This is a genomic window from Mesorhizobium sp. M6A.T.Ce.TU.016.01.1.1, from assembly GCF_003997065.1.
GTDB classification, from domain to species: domain Bacteria; phylum Pseudomonadota; class Alphaproteobacteria; order Rhizobiales; family Rhizobiaceae; genus Mesorhizobium; species Mesorhizobium mediterraneum.
Genome location: NZ_RZTJ01000003.1, coordinates 125,879 through 142,494, shown reverse-complemented (window position 1 = coordinate 142,494; position 16,616 = coordinate 125,879). Strand labels below are relative to the sequence as shown.

16 protein-coding genes are annotated in these 16,616 nt (G+C 61.5%); 9 read left to right on the top strand and 7 right to left on the bottom strand.

What is annotated here, in order from left to right:
- Positions 1–7: 7 nt before the first annotated feature.
- The gene (locus EOC94_RS06855; protein ID WP_127289358.1) at positions 8–1,276 is read right to left on the bottom strand and encodes an ADP-dependent glucokinase/phosphofructokinase; all 1,269 of its coding nucleotides are present in this window, start codon (positions 1,274–1,276) and stop codon (positions 8–10) included.
- Between the two features lie 398 nt (positions 1,277–1,674).
- On the opposite strand from EOC94_RS06855, the gene EOC94_RS06850 reads away from it, so the two are divergent.
- The 6 genes from EOC94_RS06850 to EOC94_RS06825 all read left to right on the top strand — a co-directional run bounded on the left by EOC94_RS06850 (position 1,675) and on the right by EOC94_RS06825 (position 7,854).
- Positions 1,675–2,691: a hypothetical protein gene (locus tag EOC94_RS06850; protein ID WP_127289356.1), complete on the top strand. Its 1,017-nt coding sequence runs from the start codon at positions 1,675–1,677 to the stop codon at positions 2,689–2,691.
- Between the two features lie 128 nt (positions 2,692–2,819).
- Positions 2,820–4,103, top strand: a complete 1,284-nt coding sequence (locus EOC94_RS06845) for an extracellular solute-binding protein (RefSeq protein ID WP_127289354.1) — start codon at positions 2,820–2,822, stop codon at positions 4,101–4,103.
- A gap of 62 nt (positions 4,104–4,165) precedes the next feature.
- Positions 4,166–5,104: a sugar ABC transporter permease gene (locus EOC94_RS06840; protein ID WP_095483991.1), complete on the top strand. Its 939-nt coding sequence runs from the start codon at positions 4,166–4,168 to the stop codon at positions 5,102–5,104.
- Entirely contained in the window at positions 5,104–5,937 is an 834-nt protein-coding gene (locus tag EOC94_RS06835) for a carbohydrate ABC transporter permease (RefSeq protein ID WP_127289352.1), read from the top strand. The genes EOC94_RS06840 and EOC94_RS06835 overlap by 1 nt, the downstream gene beginning before the upstream one ends.
- Before the next feature lie 4 nt (positions 5,938–5,941).
- Complete coding sequence (gene ugpC, locus EOC94_RS06830) at positions 5,942–7,072, top strand: sn-glycerol-3-phosphate ABC transporter ATP-binding protein UgpC (protein WP_127289350.1); 1,131 nt, start codon at positions 5,942–5,944, stop codon at positions 7,070–7,072.
- A 53-nt stretch (positions 7,073–7,125) separates the two neighbouring features.
- Positions 7,126–7,854, top strand: coding sequence for an SDR family oxidoreductase (locus EOC94_RS06825; RefSeq protein ID WP_126103579.1), 729 nt, complete (start codon positions 7,126–7,128; stop codon positions 7,852–7,854).
- Positions 7,855–7,871: 17 nt separating this feature from the next.
- Here EOC94_RS06825 and EOC94_RS06820 read toward each other — a convergent pair whose 3' ends face one another.
- The 5 genes from EOC94_RS06820 to EOC94_RS06800 form a co-directional block, all read right to left on the bottom strand.
- Positions 7,872–8,693, bottom strand: a complete 822-nt coding sequence (locus tag EOC94_RS06820; RefSeq protein ID WP_095483640.1) for an ATP-binding cassette domain-containing protein — start codon at positions 8,691–8,693, stop codon at positions 7,872–7,874.
- A complete protein-coding gene (locus tag EOC94_RS06815; RefSeq protein WP_095483639.1) occupies positions 8,693–9,679 on the bottom strand; it encodes an ABC transporter permease in 987 nt (328 codons plus the stop codon). The genes EOC94_RS06820 and EOC94_RS06815 overlap by 1 nt, the downstream gene beginning before the upstream one ends.
- A gap of 139 nt (positions 9,680–9,818) precedes the next feature.
- A complete protein-coding gene (locus tag EOC94_RS06810) occupies positions 9,819–10,790 on the bottom strand; it encodes a substrate-binding domain-containing protein (RefSeq protein WP_348627391.1) in 972 nt (323 codons plus the stop codon).
- Positions 10,791–11,034: 244 nt separating this feature from the next.
- Positions 11,035–12,630: an FGGY-family carbohydrate kinase gene (locus EOC94_RS06805; RefSeq protein ID WP_127289348.1), complete on the bottom strand. Its 1,596-nt coding sequence runs from the start codon at positions 12,628–12,630 to the stop codon at positions 11,035–11,037.
- Positions 12,627–12,833, bottom strand: a complete 207-nt coding sequence (locus EOC94_RS06800) for a hypothetical protein (protein WP_095483636.1) — start codon at positions 12,831–12,833, stop codon at positions 12,627–12,629. The genes EOC94_RS06805 and EOC94_RS06800 overlap by 4 nt, the downstream gene beginning before the upstream one ends.
- Before the next feature lie 223 nt (positions 12,834–13,056).
- On the opposite strand from EOC94_RS06800, the gene EOC94_RS06795 reads away from it, so the two are divergent.
- Both EOC94_RS06795 and EOC94_RS06790 read left to right on the top strand, forming a co-directional pair.
- Positions 13,057–14,298: an ROK family transcriptional regulator gene (locus EOC94_RS06795; protein WP_095483635.1), complete on the top strand. Its 1,242-nt coding sequence runs from the start codon at positions 13,057–13,059 to the stop codon at positions 14,296–14,298.
- Positions 14,299–14,378: 80 nt separating this feature from the next.
- The gene (locus EOC94_RS06790) at positions 14,379–14,930 is read left to right on the top strand and encodes an iron-containing alcohol dehydrogenase (RefSeq protein ID WP_127289346.1); all 552 of its coding nucleotides are present in this window, start codon (positions 14,379–14,381) and stop codon (positions 14,928–14,930) included.
- A gap of 162 nt (positions 14,931–15,092) precedes the next feature.
- On the opposite strand, the gene EOC94_RS06785 is transcribed toward EOC94_RS06790, so the two are convergent.
- Positions 15,093–15,659 (bottom strand): TetR/AcrR family transcriptional regulator, encoded by a 567-nt coding sequence (locus EOC94_RS06785; protein ID WP_126103584.1) that lies wholly within the window; start codon positions 15,657–15,659, stop codon positions 15,093–15,095.
- Positions 15,660–15,770: 111 nt separating this feature from the next.
- Between EOC94_RS06785 and EOC94_RS06780 the strand changes: the two genes are divergently transcribed.
- Positions 15,771–16,616 (top strand): SDR family oxidoreductase, encoded by an 846-nt coding sequence (locus tag EOC94_RS06780; RefSeq protein ID WP_127289344.1) that lies wholly within the window; start codon positions 15,771–15,773, stop codon positions 16,614–16,616.

Below are 16,616 nucleotides of genomic sequence, written 5' to 3'. Positions count from 1 at the left end.
TTGTCCTTCAGGCGCGTTGGAGTGCGGGACCGGCGTCGGCGTGGCGGTGTTGTCCGAGGATGAGCAGACAGCCTGCGGTGAAGCTGTCACCCAGGCCGAGCGTCGTCACTGGCTTCTCCAAGTAGGGAGAAGCGCAGGCAACGAAGGTCCAGCGTCCCTTGCGGACGGGCGTTTCGAAAGGAAGTGGATGGAATTCGGCCGTCGGTGCGATCGCGATGGTTCGTGCGGGTTCTCCATTCGCCGCCCTGGCGCTGGCGATAGCGCAGCCTGCCATCAGTGCGCGTTCCTCTTCCTTTGGATCGTTCAAGGTTGCGGCGGCGGCCCATGTATCGGCATGCACGCACACCCGCTCGAGATCGAGACGCTCGCCTAGCGCCACAAGAGCCTCCATGGGATGGTGGGCGGACGGGCTCATGGCGAGCAGTTCGGAATGGCTCATTCCGAGCGAGGTGATCGCACCGCGGGAATGGGAAAAAAGCTCCTCGACTGCCTGCTGCGTGGCATAGCCCGCCAGCTCGAAATGGATCGTCTTGAGGCCGGCTGCCTTCCAGTCGCGGCTGAGAGCGAAGACGTGCCGGCTGGCGGCGCCGACATTCTCCACCGCCTCGTCGTTCAGCCCGGCAAGAAGCCCGGCTGCGGCTGACGGCGCCAGCCGGCGCGACATGGTCTCGAAATCCTGGTCATGCTGAATTCCGCGGTCGCAGAAGCGGACGATGACACGTGAGGAGCGGGTCGGCACGACGGCGCCGATCGCGCGGCCGGCGGTGAATTCGAAAATGAAGATTTCCGGGATGTGCGGACCAGCCGGGGACACTGCATCCGGCGTCTTGAGCGTCCCGCTTTCCGCCAGCAGAACGCCGGCCGGTATCAACCGCAGCATTGCCGCGTGACGATCCTCGATGGCGACCAGGGAGCGGACCCCAAGTTGCCCTAGCACCCAAGCCGCCTGAGGACCGGTTCCGCCCAGTGCATAGCGCAGCGGCAAGCGCTCGCGCAGCCACGCCGGGCCTTCCGGCCAGTCGAACCGCACCTCGCCGCCCACCCCGCGCGTGGCACGCGAAAGAAGAAGATCGGCGAGTTGCGCCGCAGGGCTGCCGTTCGGTGCGCCCAGAAGCGGCTGCATGTCGTGCATCTCGACCCGCGCATCGATACATGCGCTGATGCCGCACAGGAACAGGCCCGCCGACGCAAGGGCATCCGCGCCAAGCGAACCGGACCGCGGATCGATCAGGGCGCGATAGCGTTCTGCGCACGATGCGACGAAACCATCACTCACGGCCGCGCTCCTCCTCACCTCTGCCGACACTGCCAATTGCTATCATTATCTTCCACAGCGTCAATGCAATTCTGTAGTTTCGCGCCGGAATTGCGCAGAAATGGCGTTGCGGAGCCGGCTCATGGGCATCGCAGCACGCAATTCGTGCAAATGCTCAGAGTGCGCCATTCATTGGGGCTTCTGAATATTTTATAATGAAAACAATACGTTAATTCTAGGCAAATCCCAACTTATGGCAGATGAATGAGATTGGCGCGGCGCCACGTCGCTCCAAATACGCGATTTAGAAAGATTTAGGTAGCTATTGACAGATTGTGAGAAATATCTGCCTATGATGTTGGAACGACGAAGGAAGAGCGCGGCAGCAGAGCCGCACAACATATCCACCGAGGAACACTATGGTCACGAGACTCGACAGGAAGCTGGCGAACATTCGCGCCGGCCGCTACAAGCCGACCGATTTCGTCATTGCCGATGCCAAGGACAGCGACGTCGGCGCCGGCGTGACCGCTACAGGCTTCGACTATTCGGTCAAGCCGCCGCGCCGCCGCAGCCGCCAGGAATTCATCGCCCAGATCGAGGAGATCATCAAACAGGACATCGTCGACATCATGCTGGTGTCGCAGTCCAACCTTGATCTTCTCGACGAGCGTGGCGCCTTCTTCGGCAGTGAGATGAAACCGGCGATCCGCGGCAATCTGGAAACGATGTGCTGGGGCGCCGTGCGCCACGGCGTCTATACCCAGAAGCCGTCGGTGCCCTTCCGCGATGCCAATCTTTCGCGCGCTATCGCCAACTATCCGACGCGCGGCACGGACCTTGCCCTCTATTCGGTTTCCTTCAGCAACGATGTCGAACTCGACATCCGCACGTTGAAGGCCTTTGCCGAGTTCCGTGCCGAGGCGGCCCGCACCAACTTCAAATATTTCTACGAGGTCTTCAATCCAAGCGTCGATATCGGTCTCAGCACTGAGCAAATCGGCGAATTCGTCAACGACAACATCATCAAGTCATTGGCGAGCGTGCCGAAGGCCGAGCGTCCGCTGTTCCTGAAGACGCCATATAATGGGCCGAAGGCGATGGAAGAACTCGCCAATTTCGATTCCGAGTTGATCGTGGGCGTGCTCGGCGGCGGGGCTGGCACCACCCGCGACACGTTCGAGCTAGTCGCCCAGTCGCAGCGTTACGGTGCTCGCCTGGCGCTCTTCGGCCGCAAGATCAACCTCGCCGAGGCGCCGCTTCACCTCATCGTTTTGATGCGGGCGGTTGCCGACGGCGCAATTGGCCCGGAGGAAGCCGTGCGCGCCTATCACGGCGACCTGCAGAAGCTCGGCCTGACGCCAAACCGCCCGCTCGCGGACGACCGGGTGATCACGGAAGACGTGTTGACGGTCGCAGCCGCCAAGGCCGCCTGACGCCGGAACTGATGAGCGGCGCATGCAAACCGCTGCTCGGCTAGGAAAGCGACCCTCCAATGGGTCACTGCGCCCGCGAGTAGGAGGCTCGCGACGCGTACTATGTGGTAGAAAAAGGGAGGAATACTATGAGGAAGATGCTGTTTCTTGCGACGACGATCCTCGCCGCCGCTCTTTCTGCTTCGGCGAATGCCGAGCAGAAAGAGGTGACCGTCTGGTCATGGTTCGTGCAGAGCACGATGAACAAGTCCATCGCCGCCTTCGAGAAGGCACATCCGGACGTCAAGGTGAAATATACCTATTACAACTATTCGCCTGAATACATCACGGCCCTGAAGGCGGCGGCGGCGTCCGGGAGCCTGCCTGACGTGATCGGCCTGCAGCCAGGATCGCTCACCCAACAATATCGCGAAAATCTTGAAGCGGTGAACGAGCGCGCCGCCAAGCAGTGGGGCGACAAGTGGGCGGAAAAGATCTTCCCGGTCAACCGCAAGCAGATGCTGATGGGCAATCCGAAGGGCGACGAAAATTATTATATCATCCCCCAGGAATCCCAGGTTCTGTGCATCTGGTACAACCGCAAGGTCTTCGAAAAGCTCAATCTTTCGGCACCAAAGACCTATGACGAGTTGAAAGCTGCGGCCAAGGCGCTGACCGATAACGGCTATATTCCGATGTTCCAGGGCGCGGCCGACGGCTGGCAGAACGAGAACGTTTTCCTCATGCTCGCCAACCAGTTCTCGCCGGGCATCGTCGACAAGGCCCAGGCGGGCGAAACGCCCTGGACAGCACCGGAACTCGTCGAGGCGATGAAGGCCTGGAAAGGCCTTTTCGACGACGGCATCTTCCAACAGGGAGCGCTTGGGGCGCATGCCTATCCGACGGGCGCTCAGCTCTTTGCACAGGGCAGGGTCGGGATGATGGTGCTCGGCTCCTGGTGGATGCAGGAAAGCAAGTTCCCTCCCCCACTGTCCGAGTTTGTCCAGAACATGGACGGCTTCGACTTTTTTTATCTGCCTCCTGTCAAGGACGGCAATCCAGCGAGCCCGCCCGTCGGCGGCATCGACATCGGCTACGGCCTGACCAAGAATGGTGGCAAGAACCCCGAAGCCTGGACTTTTCTTGCCGAACTCACCAACGGCGTTGGCCTTCAGGAGGCGTTGAATGACCTCAACGACCTCCCGGCGTTCGAGGGCTATTCGCCGAAGGGCGACATTACCGATCACGTGAAGGAGATGTCGGCCCGCTTCATGGCAGACCTGCCCAAGGCGGAAAACCAGCGCTTTGCCTCGCCGGCAGTCGCCGAGGCGCTCGACAATGCGCTTGCCGGCGTCGCGGCTGGCAGCATCGAGCCGGAAGCAGCGCTCGCCACCGTGCAGGCGGCGACCGAGAAGGCACTTGCTGCAAAGTAACCTGGGACGAACGACCGGGCGCAGACGCGCCCGGTCGCTTTCATTCTGAAATGGCAAGCATCATGAGCACAGAAGCTATGCGAGCCGGATCCACCATCGCGAAGGTCGGGCGGCGATCGGCATCCAGAGCTTCGCGGCTCTATCTTTTCGTGCTTCCGGCGACGCTTCTGTTTGTCGTCTTCATCGCCTATCCGATTCTCTGGGTCGCCGGGCAGAGCCTCTATGTCGGCACAAGCGCCGGAGCGGTCTTTGCCGGACTTGCCAACTACAGGACGGTTCTCGGCGATCCGACCTTCTGGACCGTGGTGCGCAACATGTTTCTGTGGGGCGTCATCACCATACCGGTGCAGATGCTGATTGGCGGGCTGCTCGCCTATTTCATCGAGCGCCATACCCACGCCCTTCGCGGCTTCTTTCGCACCATGTTCTTCCTGCCCGTGGTGACCTCGGTTTCGGTCATCAGCCTGGTTTGGGTGCAAATTTACGCGCCCTACTATGGCATTGCCCAGGAGTATTTGAAGCGCGTCGGCATCGTCATGGCGACGTCACCGATCGGCGACCCGGAGACGGCGATCTATGCGCTGATCATCGTCAACATCTGGCAATGGACCGGCTTCTCGATGCTCATGTACATCGCCGGCATCGCCAACCTGCCCAGCGAAGTGCTCGATGCCGCCCGCATAGACGGAGCGAAGGGCTGGCGGCTTGCCGTGCATGTGATCGTGCCGATGCTTGCCCCTGCAACGAAATCCCTGCTGCTCCTGGGCGTTATCGGCACATTGCAGACCTTCCCCATCGTGCACCTGATGACCGGCGGCGGACCGAACCGGGCCAGCGAGGTCTTCGGCACATTCATCTTCAAGCAGAGCTTCGTGCTGGGCGACACAGGCAGCGGGGCCGCGCTCTCCGTCATCGTGCTGGTCATCGCGCTCACCCTCTCGCTGATCCAGATCGCAGCGCTGGGCGCCCGCCTGACGCCCGCGGCAAGGCAGCATCCGTGATGATGCCCCTCACCCGCCTCCGAATCCGCGGCGTGCTCATCCATGCCGTCCTCTTCATCGTGCTCGGCTTCTGGATGGTGCCCCAGATCTACATGCTGTCGATCGGGCTGCGCACCCCGGCTCAGGCCTTCGACGCAGAGCTCTTCACCTGGCCGGTGACCTTCGACAACTTCGTCACCGTCATTCGCGACAATCCGCTGGGGGCCATTTTTCTGAACAGCCTGATCATCACGGTTGCGACAGTGGTGATCGTGGTCGCGGTCTCCTCGCTGTTCGCCTTCGCCTGCGCAATCCTGAGGCTGAAGGGCTCGATCTTCCTCTACACCACGCTGCTCACGACCTTGATGGTTCCGCTCGCCTCCATGGTCCTGCCGCTCGCCATCCTCCTTCAGAATTTCGGCTGGGTGAACACCTATATCGGACTCATCCTGCCCTACGCGGCGCTCGGCGTGCCGTTTGCCATGGTCATCCTCAAGTCCTTCATGGAAGATGCCCCGCGTGAACTCTTCGAGGCGGCGCGGGTAGATGGCTGCAACGCCTGGCAAACCTATTGGCACGTGGCCTTGCCGCTGGTGCGGCCGGCCCTGGCCTTCGTCACGATCTGGCAGTTCATCGTGACGTGGAACGAGTTCTTCCTCGCCCTCATCGTTCTCACTAAGAGCGAGATGAAGACGCTCACCATCGTGCCCATGCAGTACTCCGGCCTCTATATGGCCAATCCCGGCGCCCTCTTCGCAATCCTTACGCTCATCGCACTTCCCCTCATCCTCCTTTATGTGCTGGTGCAGCGCGCCTTCGTGCGGGGCCTGCTCGCCGGTGCGGTCAAAGGCTAGACCCATGGCAACGCTTTCGATCGACAAAGTCACCAAGGCCTTCGGCAATACGACCGTCATTCCGGAACTGTCGCTGACAATCGAGGACGGCGAGTTCTGCGTCCTGGTGGGACCGTCGGGCTGCGGCAAGTCCACACTGCTTCGGATCATCGCCGGGCTGGAGCCGATCAGCTCCGGCCGTATCCTGATCGATGGCGCGGATATGAGCGGTGCCGAGCCACCGGCAAGAGGCGTGGCCATGGTGTTCCAGTCCTACGCGCTCTATCCGCACATGGATGTCGGCCGCAACATCGGTTTCGGCCTGAAGATCGCACGGACGCCCGCCGCCGAAATCGTTGAACGCGTAAGGCGTGCTGCCGAGAAACTGCGGCTCGGTTCCTATCTCAAGCGCAAGCCACGAGAGCTTTCCGGCGGACAGCGCCAGCGTGTCGCGATCGGCCGCGCCATGACACGCAAGCCGAAACTCTTCTTGCTCGATGAGCCACTTTCCAATCTCGACGCGGCATTGCGTGTCGGCATGCGGGTGGAGATCGCGCGGCTGAAGGCTGAACTGGCATCCACCATGGTCTACGTCACGCACGATCAGGTGGAAGCCATGACGCTTGCCGACCGCATCGTGGTGATGAATGGCGGGCGCATCGAACAGGTCGGCACACCGCTCGAGCTTTACCATCGGCCAGCCAATTTGTTCGTTGCCGGATTCATTGGTTCGCCGGCGATGAATTTCCTGAACGGCAAGGTTGCTGCCATTCGCGAGATGGTCGTGACCGTGGCTCTTTCCTGGGGATCGGTACTAGACATTCCGGTCGAGCGGCATGTCGAGCCCGGCGATCGCGTTACGCTGGGCATTCGGCCGGAACATGTCGTGCTTGCGGGCCACGGACAGGCCGATGCCCATGTCGTGCAGGCTTCCATGGTCGAACTGCTTGGCAGCGACACATTCATACATGCCAATGAACGCGAGGAAAGCCTGATCATTCGTGACAGCCGAGGCCGGATCGTGCGGGCGGGCGAACGCATCGCAATCACGCTGCCGGCTGACGTCTGCCACCTTTTCAACGAGGCCGGAGACAGAATTTCCAATGCAGCCGCCGCGCATGCGGAACGCGTCCTGCTCAAGGAGCGTGTCAACTGATCGGGCTGCCGCGACACAAGCTTAAAACTTCAAACAGGGGCTAAGAGGAAATCATGACGGATTTTCAGGGAAGAAAGATTCTGGTGACGGGCGGCAGCGGCGGCATCGGCGGCGCCACCGTTCGGCACCTGGCGCGGGCGAACGCCGACGTGATTGCTGCCGGACGCTCCCGCGAAGCGCTTGATGCCATCGCCAAGGAGACGGGTTGCCGCACCGTGACCTTCGACCTTGCCTCGGAAGACGATATCCGAACTGCCCTGGAAGGCCTCGAACTCTGGGGAGTGGTCAATTGCGGCGGCTTCGGCGGCGAGATCGCAACGCCCATGGACACCGACATCGCGATTTTCGACAAGGCCATCACCATCAATGCGCGTGGCGCGTTGTTGGTCACCAAATATGCAACGCAGCAAATGGTGCGCATCGGCAAGGGCGGCGCGATCGTCAACGTCTCCAGCCAGGCAGCGCTCGTCGCGCTCGAGGGGCACATTTCCTACGGCTCTTCGAAGGCGGCGCTCGAAAACATCACGCGCTGTTCGGCCTTGGAGTTGGGCAAATACGGAATTCGGGTCAATAGCGTTAATCCAACGGTCGTCATGACACCAATCTCATCCGGCCACTGGAGCCAGCCGCATGTCGCCGAACCGTTCCTGAAGCAGATGCCGCTCGGCCGGTGGGCAACAGAGGACGAAATCGCCGGCCCGATCGTGTTCCTGCTCAGCGATACGGCCTCGATGATCACCGGCGTGTCGCTACCCATCGATGGCGGCTATACCTGCCGATGAGGCCTATGACGGCGGTCCTACCGAGAAGCTGATGCTGCCGGTTCTTCGAACTTCGCCGCGCCGGTCATGATGGCGACGACATCGGCCATGGTGTGGGTTTTCGGACTGACCACGGCCGCACGTTTGCCGAGCCGCATGATGTGGATGCGGTCGGCGATTTCGAAGACGTTCGGCATGTTGTGGCTGATCAGGACTACCGGCAGTCCACGCTGCCGGATTGCCTGGATCAGGTCGAGAACCTGGCCAGTTTCCCGCACGCCGAGTGCTGCTGTGGGCTCATCCATGATCGCAAGCTTCTTGGCGAATAGTGCCGCTCTGGCAACAGCGACGCCCTGACGCTGACCGCCTGACAGCGCTTCCACGGCGCTGCCGATCGACGGCAGGCGGAATTTCAGTTCCGCCATGCTGCGTTCTGCCTCTGCTCGCATCCCCTTCTTGTCGAGCATGCGCAGGACATTGCCGAGGAATCCGGGGCGGCGGCGTTCCCGACCCAGAAACAGATTGCTGGCGATATCGAGCGCGGCCGCAACGGCGAGATCCTGGTAGACCGTCTCGATGCCCAGCTTGCGTGCGTCCAGCGGACCCTTGAAGTGGACGGGTTGGCCGTCCAGCAGGATGTCGCCGTTGTCAGGGACGATCGCTCCGGTCAGCGCCTTGATCAGCGAGCTCTTTCCAGCGCCGTTGTCGCCGACGACCGCCAGGATTTCGCCGGAGCGCAGTTCGAAATCGACACCGTCGAGAGCGGTGATGTGCCCGTAGCGTTTGATCACGTTGCGCGCTTCGAGGACGACGCCAACTGGAGCGGTCGCCACCGGCTCTCTCGGCTCGACAGGCGTCATCACCGCCTCCCTCTGGTCAATTGATCTAGCGCGACCGCCACGATCACGAGAATGCCTGTGACCAGATCCTGCCAGAGCGGATCAATGCCGGCGAGCGTCAGCCCGTTGCGCAGGACGCCGACGATCAGCGCGCCTATCAGTGTGCCGATCAATCCGCCCCGGCCACCGAACAGGCTGGTGCCGCCGATGACGACGGCGGTGATGGAATCGAGATTGGCGGTCTGCAAGGCATTGGGGTCGGCGTTGGGGATCCGGCCGAGCGCCAGCCAGGCCGCGATCCCATAAATGAACGCCGCAAGGACGTAGACCGAGAGGAGAAGTCGGCCGACCGGTATGCCGACAAGCCTGGCGGCTTCCGGATTGTTGCCGACCGCGTAGACATGTCGCCCCCATTGGGTCTGGTTGAGAAGGAACCAGACCATTCCATAGAGGAGGAGCATGATGATGACGCCGTAGGTGACGATGAAGCCGTTCAGGCGGACGGTGTTTCCCGTCCAGCCGAGAAATTCGTCGGTGACCGGAAATGCCCCGCCCGCCGAAATCAGCCTGAGCGCGGCGGTGATGATGCCCAATATACCGAGCGTCACGATGAAGGGCGGCAGGCGCAGACCGCTGATCAGGCTTCCAGCCGCGACACCGGCCGCCGAGCAGGCGAGAACGGCCAAGCCCATGGCCGCAATCGGATCATAGCCGCTGTTGGCCAGTTTTCCGGCAAGGATGGTGCCCAATACGCATATCGCCCCCACTGCGAGGTCGATGCCGGCCGTCAGGATGATCAAGGTTTGGCCAATGGCCAAGGTACCGATGATCACCGTCTGCTGGAGAATGATCGACAGGTTTTGTGTGGCGAGAAAACGCGGATTGGTCAGGGAAAAGATCAGGCCGAAAGCGAGCAGTACAAGCAGTGGACCAACCGATGGCGTGCCGACGAACCTCGCGGCAATCTTGGACATCCTGCCGAAAGAGAGTGCTGATGCCGAATTCATAGTGCCCTCGCCCTCTGGAACGGTCGCCACGTTTCCCGACCTCAAGGGTTGGGCCGGAAACGAACGGGACCATGCCGATACAGATACACCGCCTTGTCGACGGCCTGTCCAACATGGTCCCGCCGGGAGGATTCAGAAATCAGTCGCCCCAGCAGTTCTTGAGGCCCCATTCGGTATTTTTGGAGTCAATCCCTTCAACCGGCTTGTCGGTGATCAGGAACGACCCCGTATTGACGAACCCACTCGGCTTCTTGCCGTTGGTCGCATAGTCCACGATCGCATCGACACCCATGGCCGCCATCTTGTAGGGGAACTGCATCACGGTCGCGGCGATCTTGCCGGCTTTGACGTCGCGAACGCCGGCACAGCCGCCGTCGATCGAGGTCAGCATGACATCGGCCTCTTTGCCGAAGGATTTCAACGCCGCGTAGGCGCCGGCGGCGGCTGGCTCGTTGATGGTGTAGACGGCATTGATCTCGCCATTCTTCGAGAGCAGGTTTTCCATGCCGACCTGGCCCTTGTCCTGCGCACCGTTGGTAATGGCCGAGCCGGCAATAGCCGGATCACCTTCGGCGAGCCCGAAGCCCTTCAGATATCCATTGTGCCGAAACGTATCGACCGTGCCGCCAGGCGTTCCATCGAGCATGGCAAGCACCGGCTTCTTGTCGCCGAGCGCCTTGCGGGCATAGGCGCCCTGCTCCACGCCGGCTTCGAAATTGTCCGTGGCAAACGTCGCGTCGACGGCATCGGCCGGCTCGGTCGCGGTATCGAGCGCGATCACGAGGACCCCTGCATCGCGCGCCTTCTTGATGACACCCAGCATGCCGGTCGAATTGTTCGGCGTCACCAATATGCCTTTGGCGCCCGCGCTGATCAGATCCTCGATCGCAGTGACCTGGCCTTCATTGTCGCCGTCGAACTTGCCGGCGCGGGCGATCAACTTGACGCCCTTGGCCTTGGCCGCCTCTTCGGCAGCCTGACGCATTTTTACAAAGAACGGGTTGACCTCCGTCTTGGTGACGAGGCCAACAATGACTTCCTCGGCCGAGGCATGGGCGGTCACTGCAAAGGCAGTCCCGAAGAACACAAGGCCCGCAACGGTTGATCTCACGACGGTTCCGGATTTGGTGCCGGTCGACATAGGCAAAGTGGACATGAAACTCCTCCCGAGTTGTTGAACCCTTCTCCCAAAGGCCCCTTGAGTAACGCATACGTTTTGCATACCGTCAAACATTATATCCATAATTATGTATGTTTTTATACATTATTGTAGGTGTTAGCCGCGCCTCAGGGCGCGCTCTGCATGACGAGGATGCGATTCCGCAACAGAAATCGACGGGGTGGCAATCGTCCTTTCAGGCCACCGATTTCGTTTCTTCCGCCGGCCGGTCGAGAGACGCCGCCCTGTTCAGATCGTGCATGGCCTTGCGCACGGCCTGGCTGTCGCTGAGCTGCCGATAATTCTTGTAGAGAGACCGGTAGGCGGCCGCGCTTTCGCGACAGGGCCGATAGGGCGTGAAGGTGCGCGCGCCGAACCGGGCCGTGCCCTCGGCGAAACCGTTCACCAGTTCGGCCGCGACCGCACCATGGACCGCCGCGCCGACGGCCGTTGCATGGGCAATGCTTGGAACCTCTACGACACGCCCCAGCACGTCGGCCATGATCTGCACCAGCAATGGATTGTTCTGAGCCAGCCCGCTCGTCAGGATCACGCGGTTGATAGCAAAATCGCCGGCCTCGAAGAGGTCGACCACCGTGCGAGCGCCAAAACACAGTGACTCGATCAGTGCGCGGTAGATGCCGACGCCCGTGGTCTCGGTGGTGAGGCCGACAAGCATGCCGCTGAGGTCTGAATCCGCGAGCGGCACGCGGTTGCCGTTCCACCAGTCGAGCCCTACGAGATGGTTAGCGCCGGGTTCGAGCCCGGCCGCCTCGCGATTGTAGACACGGAAACTTTCTGCTTCGTCGGCACCACGCGGAAAGGCCTTCACGAACCAGGCGAGCGTGTCGCCGAACCCGGCCTGCCCGGCCTCGTAGCACCAGAGATCACGAACCGATCCATCCTTGGCCACGCCTTCAATGCCGGGCGGCAAAGGACGGAACTGTTCGTTCAACAAGAGATAGACAGCCGAAGTCCCGAGCGCACCGACGAGACAGCCGGACGACACGGCCCCAACCGCGGGCAGCACGACGTGTGAATCAATGACCGCCACCGCGACGATCGCGCGACCGCCGACTCCGGTGCGCGCCCGCCATGCCTCAGACAGGCTTCCAGCCGGCGTGCCAATACGGTGCGGCACCGAGAGCTTTTCGGACAGGCCGGGCACGATGCCCTGCGGATAGCCTTCAGTCTCGGAATACTGGGCCTTGTAGGCTGCAAATCCCAGACTTCGCACTTCGCGGCCGGTCAGCTGCCAGACAAGCCAATCGCCGGACTCGATAAACCGGCCGGCCGCGCTCCATATGTGCGGTGCTTCGCCCGCGATCTGGGCGGCCTTTGGAAGCAGCCATTCCCCGGAAAGCTTGCCGCCGAAATTGCGCAGGAAGGATCCGCCGACACGGTTGATCGCGTCCGCGTAGGGCTGCGCGGCGCGATGCTTCCACAGTTTTACATAGGCATGGGGCTCGCCAGGATGAAGTTCGGAGAGGGCTGTGCCGTCGGTGGTGGTCGGCATCGGGGAGCTTGCCGAGAAGCCCAGCCCGATCGACTCGATGACCCGTCCGCGCCCCAACACACCTAGAATTTCTTCCGCCGCATCGAGATAGTCGGCGGCGTTCTGCAACGCCCATGACCGCTGCAAGGGCGTGCCGTCAAGAAGGCTTTGCGTCATGACGTCATGGCGATAGGCATGCGTGTGGCTGCCGATCTGCTCGCCGGTTGCGGCGTCAAGCAGAACGCCGCGGGCTGACCCGGTGCCGTAGTCCAGTCCGATGACGTAGGTTGCGGTCATCTCGCCTGCTGTTTCTCGAGTGGCCTGTAAACCGCCTTCTCGACTGCCTGGAGCAGCATCGAGCCGTGGCCATTGCTGAGCACGACGCGATCACGGTCAGGCCAGACGGGATTGGTGGCGTTCTCGACTGCATCCACTGACAGCGCGCGAATGGCGTTCGCCAGGAGATCCGGGTGGGCGAAGTCCTTCTGCGCTGACAACATGTGAGGGCCCGTTTGATCGAGTGACGTAGAAACGTCGGAACAGCGCGGGTCAGCCACGCAAGTTTGTTGGTTCTCCCAGAAGGCGCCCTCTTAGCCATAGATATGTCTATAAGTCAACGTAGTATTGTATATTTTTATTCAAAATATACAAGGCTTTCTTGCGGACAAGCCTTTATCTCCCTTGGGTTTGTGGCTAAATCTCGGGCAAACAGGGAAGACCGGAATGGCCAGGACAAATGGTACGGCGGAGCATCCCGCCCTTGCGAACAGCGGTGAAATTCTCTCGCTTATTGCTACCGGTGCTGCCACGTCTCGGTCGGCGTTGCTCGACGCGTCGGGATTGTCGCGAGTGACTGTCACCCAGCGCCTGAATGCGCTGATTGACTCGGGCCTGATCCGCGAGACGGCGCGCACCATGCCGAGTGGCGGGAGGCCGACGCGCGTGCTTGGGATCAATGAACGGGCGGGTTTCTTTCTCGTCGCCAATATTGGCGAAGCCTACATCCATCTCGCCGCCATGGACCTCGAACCCGCGATTGTCTCGCAAAGTACAATACCGTTCAACGCGTCGGACGGACCGGCGGCTTCCCTTGAGCAGATTGCCGATGGGTTCGACGTCCTGGCAGCGAAGGCCCGAACCAGCCACGGCTCCCTTTTTGGGGTCAGCCTCAGCATGCCCACGCCGGTCGATTTCAAACGCGGTCGCGTCGTCGGTCCTTCGGTCCTTCACGGGTGGGATGAATTCGACATCATAGGCTGGCTGCGCCGTCGCTTCGATGTGCCAATCTATGTCGAAAATGACGTTAACCTGATGGCGATCCACGAGCATCGCCAGAATTTCCCGCATGTGGATGACATGTTCTTCATCAAAGCGGGAACGGGTATCGGCAGCGGCATTATCGCAGGCGGCAGGATCTTTCGTGGCGCTCAGGGCGCGGCCGGCGACATCGGCCATATCCAGTTCAATTCCGAGAACGCGCCTTTGTGCCGCTGTGGCAAGCTCGGTTGTGTCGAAGCCCGCGCCGGTGGCTGGGCGATTGCCCGGGACCTCTCGAGCAAAGGCTTCCAGGCGGAGAACGCCCGTGATGTCATATCGCTTGTTGAAATGCAGAAGCCGGAAGCCCTGATGCTGCTGCGCAGCGCTGGGCGGGTGATCGGGGAAGTCGCCTCCGATGTCGTCAGTATTCTCAACCCAAGCCTGATCGTGGTGGGCGGCACACTCGCCAAGGGTGGAGAGTTTCTGCTGTCGGGTATCCGCGAGCTTGTCTACCAGCGATGCCTTCCACTTGCCACGCGCGAGTTGCAGATCGTACTTGCCAATCCGCAGAAGGACAGTGCGCTTTTTGGCGCTGCTTATTTGGCGCTTGAGGATATCTTCAGCCTCGGGAAAGTGGAGGAACTCATCGATCGACTTTCCATCGACCGCGCCAATCCACTTTCACAAAGCAGCATGATTTCTGGATGACGCTGTTTCAGTGACACCCATGATCATCGCGACAATATCCTTCTGAACTCCTTGGCGTACAGTCATCTCGCCCACATTTCTTGCCGCATGACGACAGCACCTACGCCAATATCAAGGCTCATCCGCTGATCGACGGCTATGCCCGCCTCGGCATCGACCTGGCGGGCCGCTACCTGGTGCGCCGTCGCCGACGGGGCGGATACCGAAGCGCGGGCCGGGATGATGCTGACCTCTTCCTACGGTGGGGTGTGCTTGGGCCGGTCAATACCGCCGGTGGCCATGCTTTGGCCTATCCTCTGGGCACGCGGCTCAAGCTTCCCCATGGGCTGGCCAACGCCATCATCTTCCCGCACGTGCTGGCCTTCAACGCGTCTGCCTGCCCAGACAAGACTGCTGGCGTTGCCTCTATGCTGGGCCTCGGCGCCGGTGCGCGTGCCAACGACATTCTGACGAGCGCCATGGACTATTGCCAGGCGCTCGGCATCGAAATGCGTCTGTCGCGCCATGGCGCACAGGGGCAAGATTTGCCGATTTGGGCCGAGGAGGCCTTTGCCATAAAGCGCCTGATCGACAACAACCCCCGGCCGCTCGGGAGCCAGGACATTCTGTCGATCTATCGAAGCGCGCTCTGATCGACCTGTGGGCCTGCTCGGCGCGTCGGTGCCGGCCTTGCCGGCTGCGGCGCGTAGAACCAGCGCTGTCTTTTGGAGTGCGGATGGAAGGCCCCATTCGTGAGGTCCGTGTCGCTCGCTATGCCTGCCAGGCCGTGGCAGCGACACTAAGGGCTCCCGGCTTCATGCAGAGGCAAACTGTTGACCAAGCCCGGCATTGATCCAGGCACGTGTCTGTTCCAGCACCTCATCCGAAAGCGTGGGATCGTCGATCGCCCGAGCGATAATCACTGCTCCTACCATCGCCGCCCAGCTTCCGATCGCCACGCGGCGTCTGTCTGCCGCATCAAACTCCGGGAGCGCCTTGCCGATACGGTCGATCTGCGAGCGAAGGCCTTCGGTCATGGCCGAGCGTGCAGCCGGGGTCTGATGGCGGATGGCCGCAACAAGGCCCGCCGTTGGGCAACCACCGGCGGCATTATCGCGATGACGGGGCGAAAGATAGGCATCGACATAAGCGCGAAGATCGCCCTCTCCACCTGCGTCCAGGGCGAGGACATGGGCAAGGGTCTGCGCGATCAGGTCGTCCTTCGAACTGAAATGGCCATAGAAGCCGCCATGGGTGAGCCCGGCGGCTTTCATCACCTCCGCCACGCTGACTGCATCGAACCCCTTGTCGCGAAACAGCCGGCTGGCGACATCCAGAATTCGGCGACGGTTCTCCGCCATCTGTTCTCGACTGACCTTCATTTCAAATTCTCCGCCGGACCCCTGTTGACATTTACATGATGGCCATCATATTTAACTTCAATCATGATGATCGTCATGAATATAGGTTCCATCAGAGAAAAGAGCAATGCCATGACCACCATCCCGTCAGTCCTCATTACCGGCGCCTCCACCGGCATCGGAGCCGCCTATGCCGAGCGCTTCGCGCGCCGCGGGCACGACCTCGTGCTGGTTGCCCGTGACATGGCACGAATGGAGGCTCTGGGGACCCGTCTGCGTCAGGAAAATGGCGTGGCGATCGACATCATCCAGGCTGATCTTACGCAGCCTGCCGAGCTTGCAACGGTGGAGACGAGGCTGCGCGATGACGCCCGCATCGGGATCCTCGTCAACAATGCCGGAACGGCCATCGGCGGAAGTTTCATCGAGCAGGGCACCGACGACGTCGCGCGGCTCGTTGCGCTCAACACGACCGCACTTTTGCGACTTGCCAGCGCCATGGCCCCGCGTCTTGCGAAGGCCGGCGAAGGAGCGATCGTCAACATCGGCTCCGTGGTCAGCCTGGCGCCGGAGTTCGGCATGACGGTCTACGGCGCAACCAAAGCCTTCGTGCTGTTTCTGTCGCAGGGGCTCAGCCTCGAGCTCGCGCCGAAGGGTGTCTACGTCCAGGCCGTGCTTCCCGCCACGACGCGAACGGAGATCTGGGACCACGTCGGCGCCGACATCAACACGCTTTCCAACGTGATGGAGGTGGGCGATCTGGTTGATGCGGCGCTGGTCGGCTTCGACCGCCGCGAACCGGTGACCATTCCGCCGCTTCCCGATGCCGGGCAGTGGGACGCGCTTCAGGCCGCGCGCCAAGCCATGCTTCCGAACTATCGGAACGAACATCCCGCCGAGCGGTACCGCACGGTCCTGAGCACCAACGCAGCCACTTCGATAAACGACCCCGCCGCGGCGGGGACAAAACAAAGGTGA

What these genes read in the sequence shown, in the direction of transcription:
- EOC94_RS06780 (WP_127289344.1), top strand. Translation starts at nt 15,771, where the DNA reads ATGACCACCATCCCGTCAGTCCTCATTACCGGCGCCTCCACCGGCATC.
- EOC94_RS06825 (WP_126103579.1), top strand. Translation starts at nt 7,126, where the DNA reads ATGACGGATTTTCAGGGAAGAAAGATTCTGGTGACGGGCGGCAGCGGC.
- EOC94_RS06795 (WP_095483635.1), top strand. Translation starts at nt 13,057, where the DNA reads ATGGCCAGGACAAATGGTACGGCGGAGCATCCCGCCCTTGCGAACAGC.
- EOC94_RS06845 (WP_127289354.1), top strand. Translation starts at nt 2,820, where the DNA reads ATGAGGAAGATGCTGTTTCTTGCGACGACGATCCTCGCCGCCGCTCTT.
- EOC94_RS06840 (WP_095483991.1), top strand. Translation starts at nt 4,166, where the DNA reads ATGAGCACAGAAGCTATGCGAGCCGGATCCACCATCGCGAAGGTCGGG.
- ugpC (WP_127289350.1), top strand. Translation starts at nt 5,942, where the DNA reads ATGGCAACGCTTTCGATCGACAAAGTCACCAAGGCCTTCGGCAATACG.
- EOC94_RS06800 (WP_095483636.1), bottom strand. Translation starts at nt 12,833, where the DNA reads ATGTTGTCAGCGCAGAAGGACTTCGCCCACCCGGATCTCCTGGCGAAC.
- EOC94_RS06820 (WP_095483640.1), bottom strand. Translation starts at nt 8,693, where the DNA reads ATGACGCCTGTCGAGCCGAGAGAGCCGGTGGCGACCGCTCCAGTTGGC.
- EOC94_RS06850 (WP_127289356.1), top strand. Translation starts at nt 1,675, where the DNA reads ATGGTCACGAGACTCGACAGGAAGCTGGCGAACATTCGCGCCGGCCGC.
- EOC94_RS06785 (WP_126103584.1), bottom strand. Translation starts at nt 15,659, where the DNA reads ATGAAGGTCAGTCGAGAACAGATGGCGGAGAACCGTCGCCGAATTCTG.
- EOC94_RS06815 (WP_095483639.1), bottom strand. Translation starts at nt 9,679, where the DNA reads ATGAATTCGGCATCAGCACTCTCTTTCGGCAGGATGTCCAAGATTGCC.
- EOC94_RS06835 (WP_127289352.1), top strand. Translation starts at nt 5,104, where the DNA reads ATGATGCCCCTCACCCGCCTCCGAATCCGCGGCGTGCTCATCCATGCC.
- EOC94_RS06805 (WP_127289348.1), bottom strand. Translation starts at nt 12,630, where the DNA reads ATGACCGCAACCTACGTCATCGGACTGGACTACGGCACCGGGTCAGCC.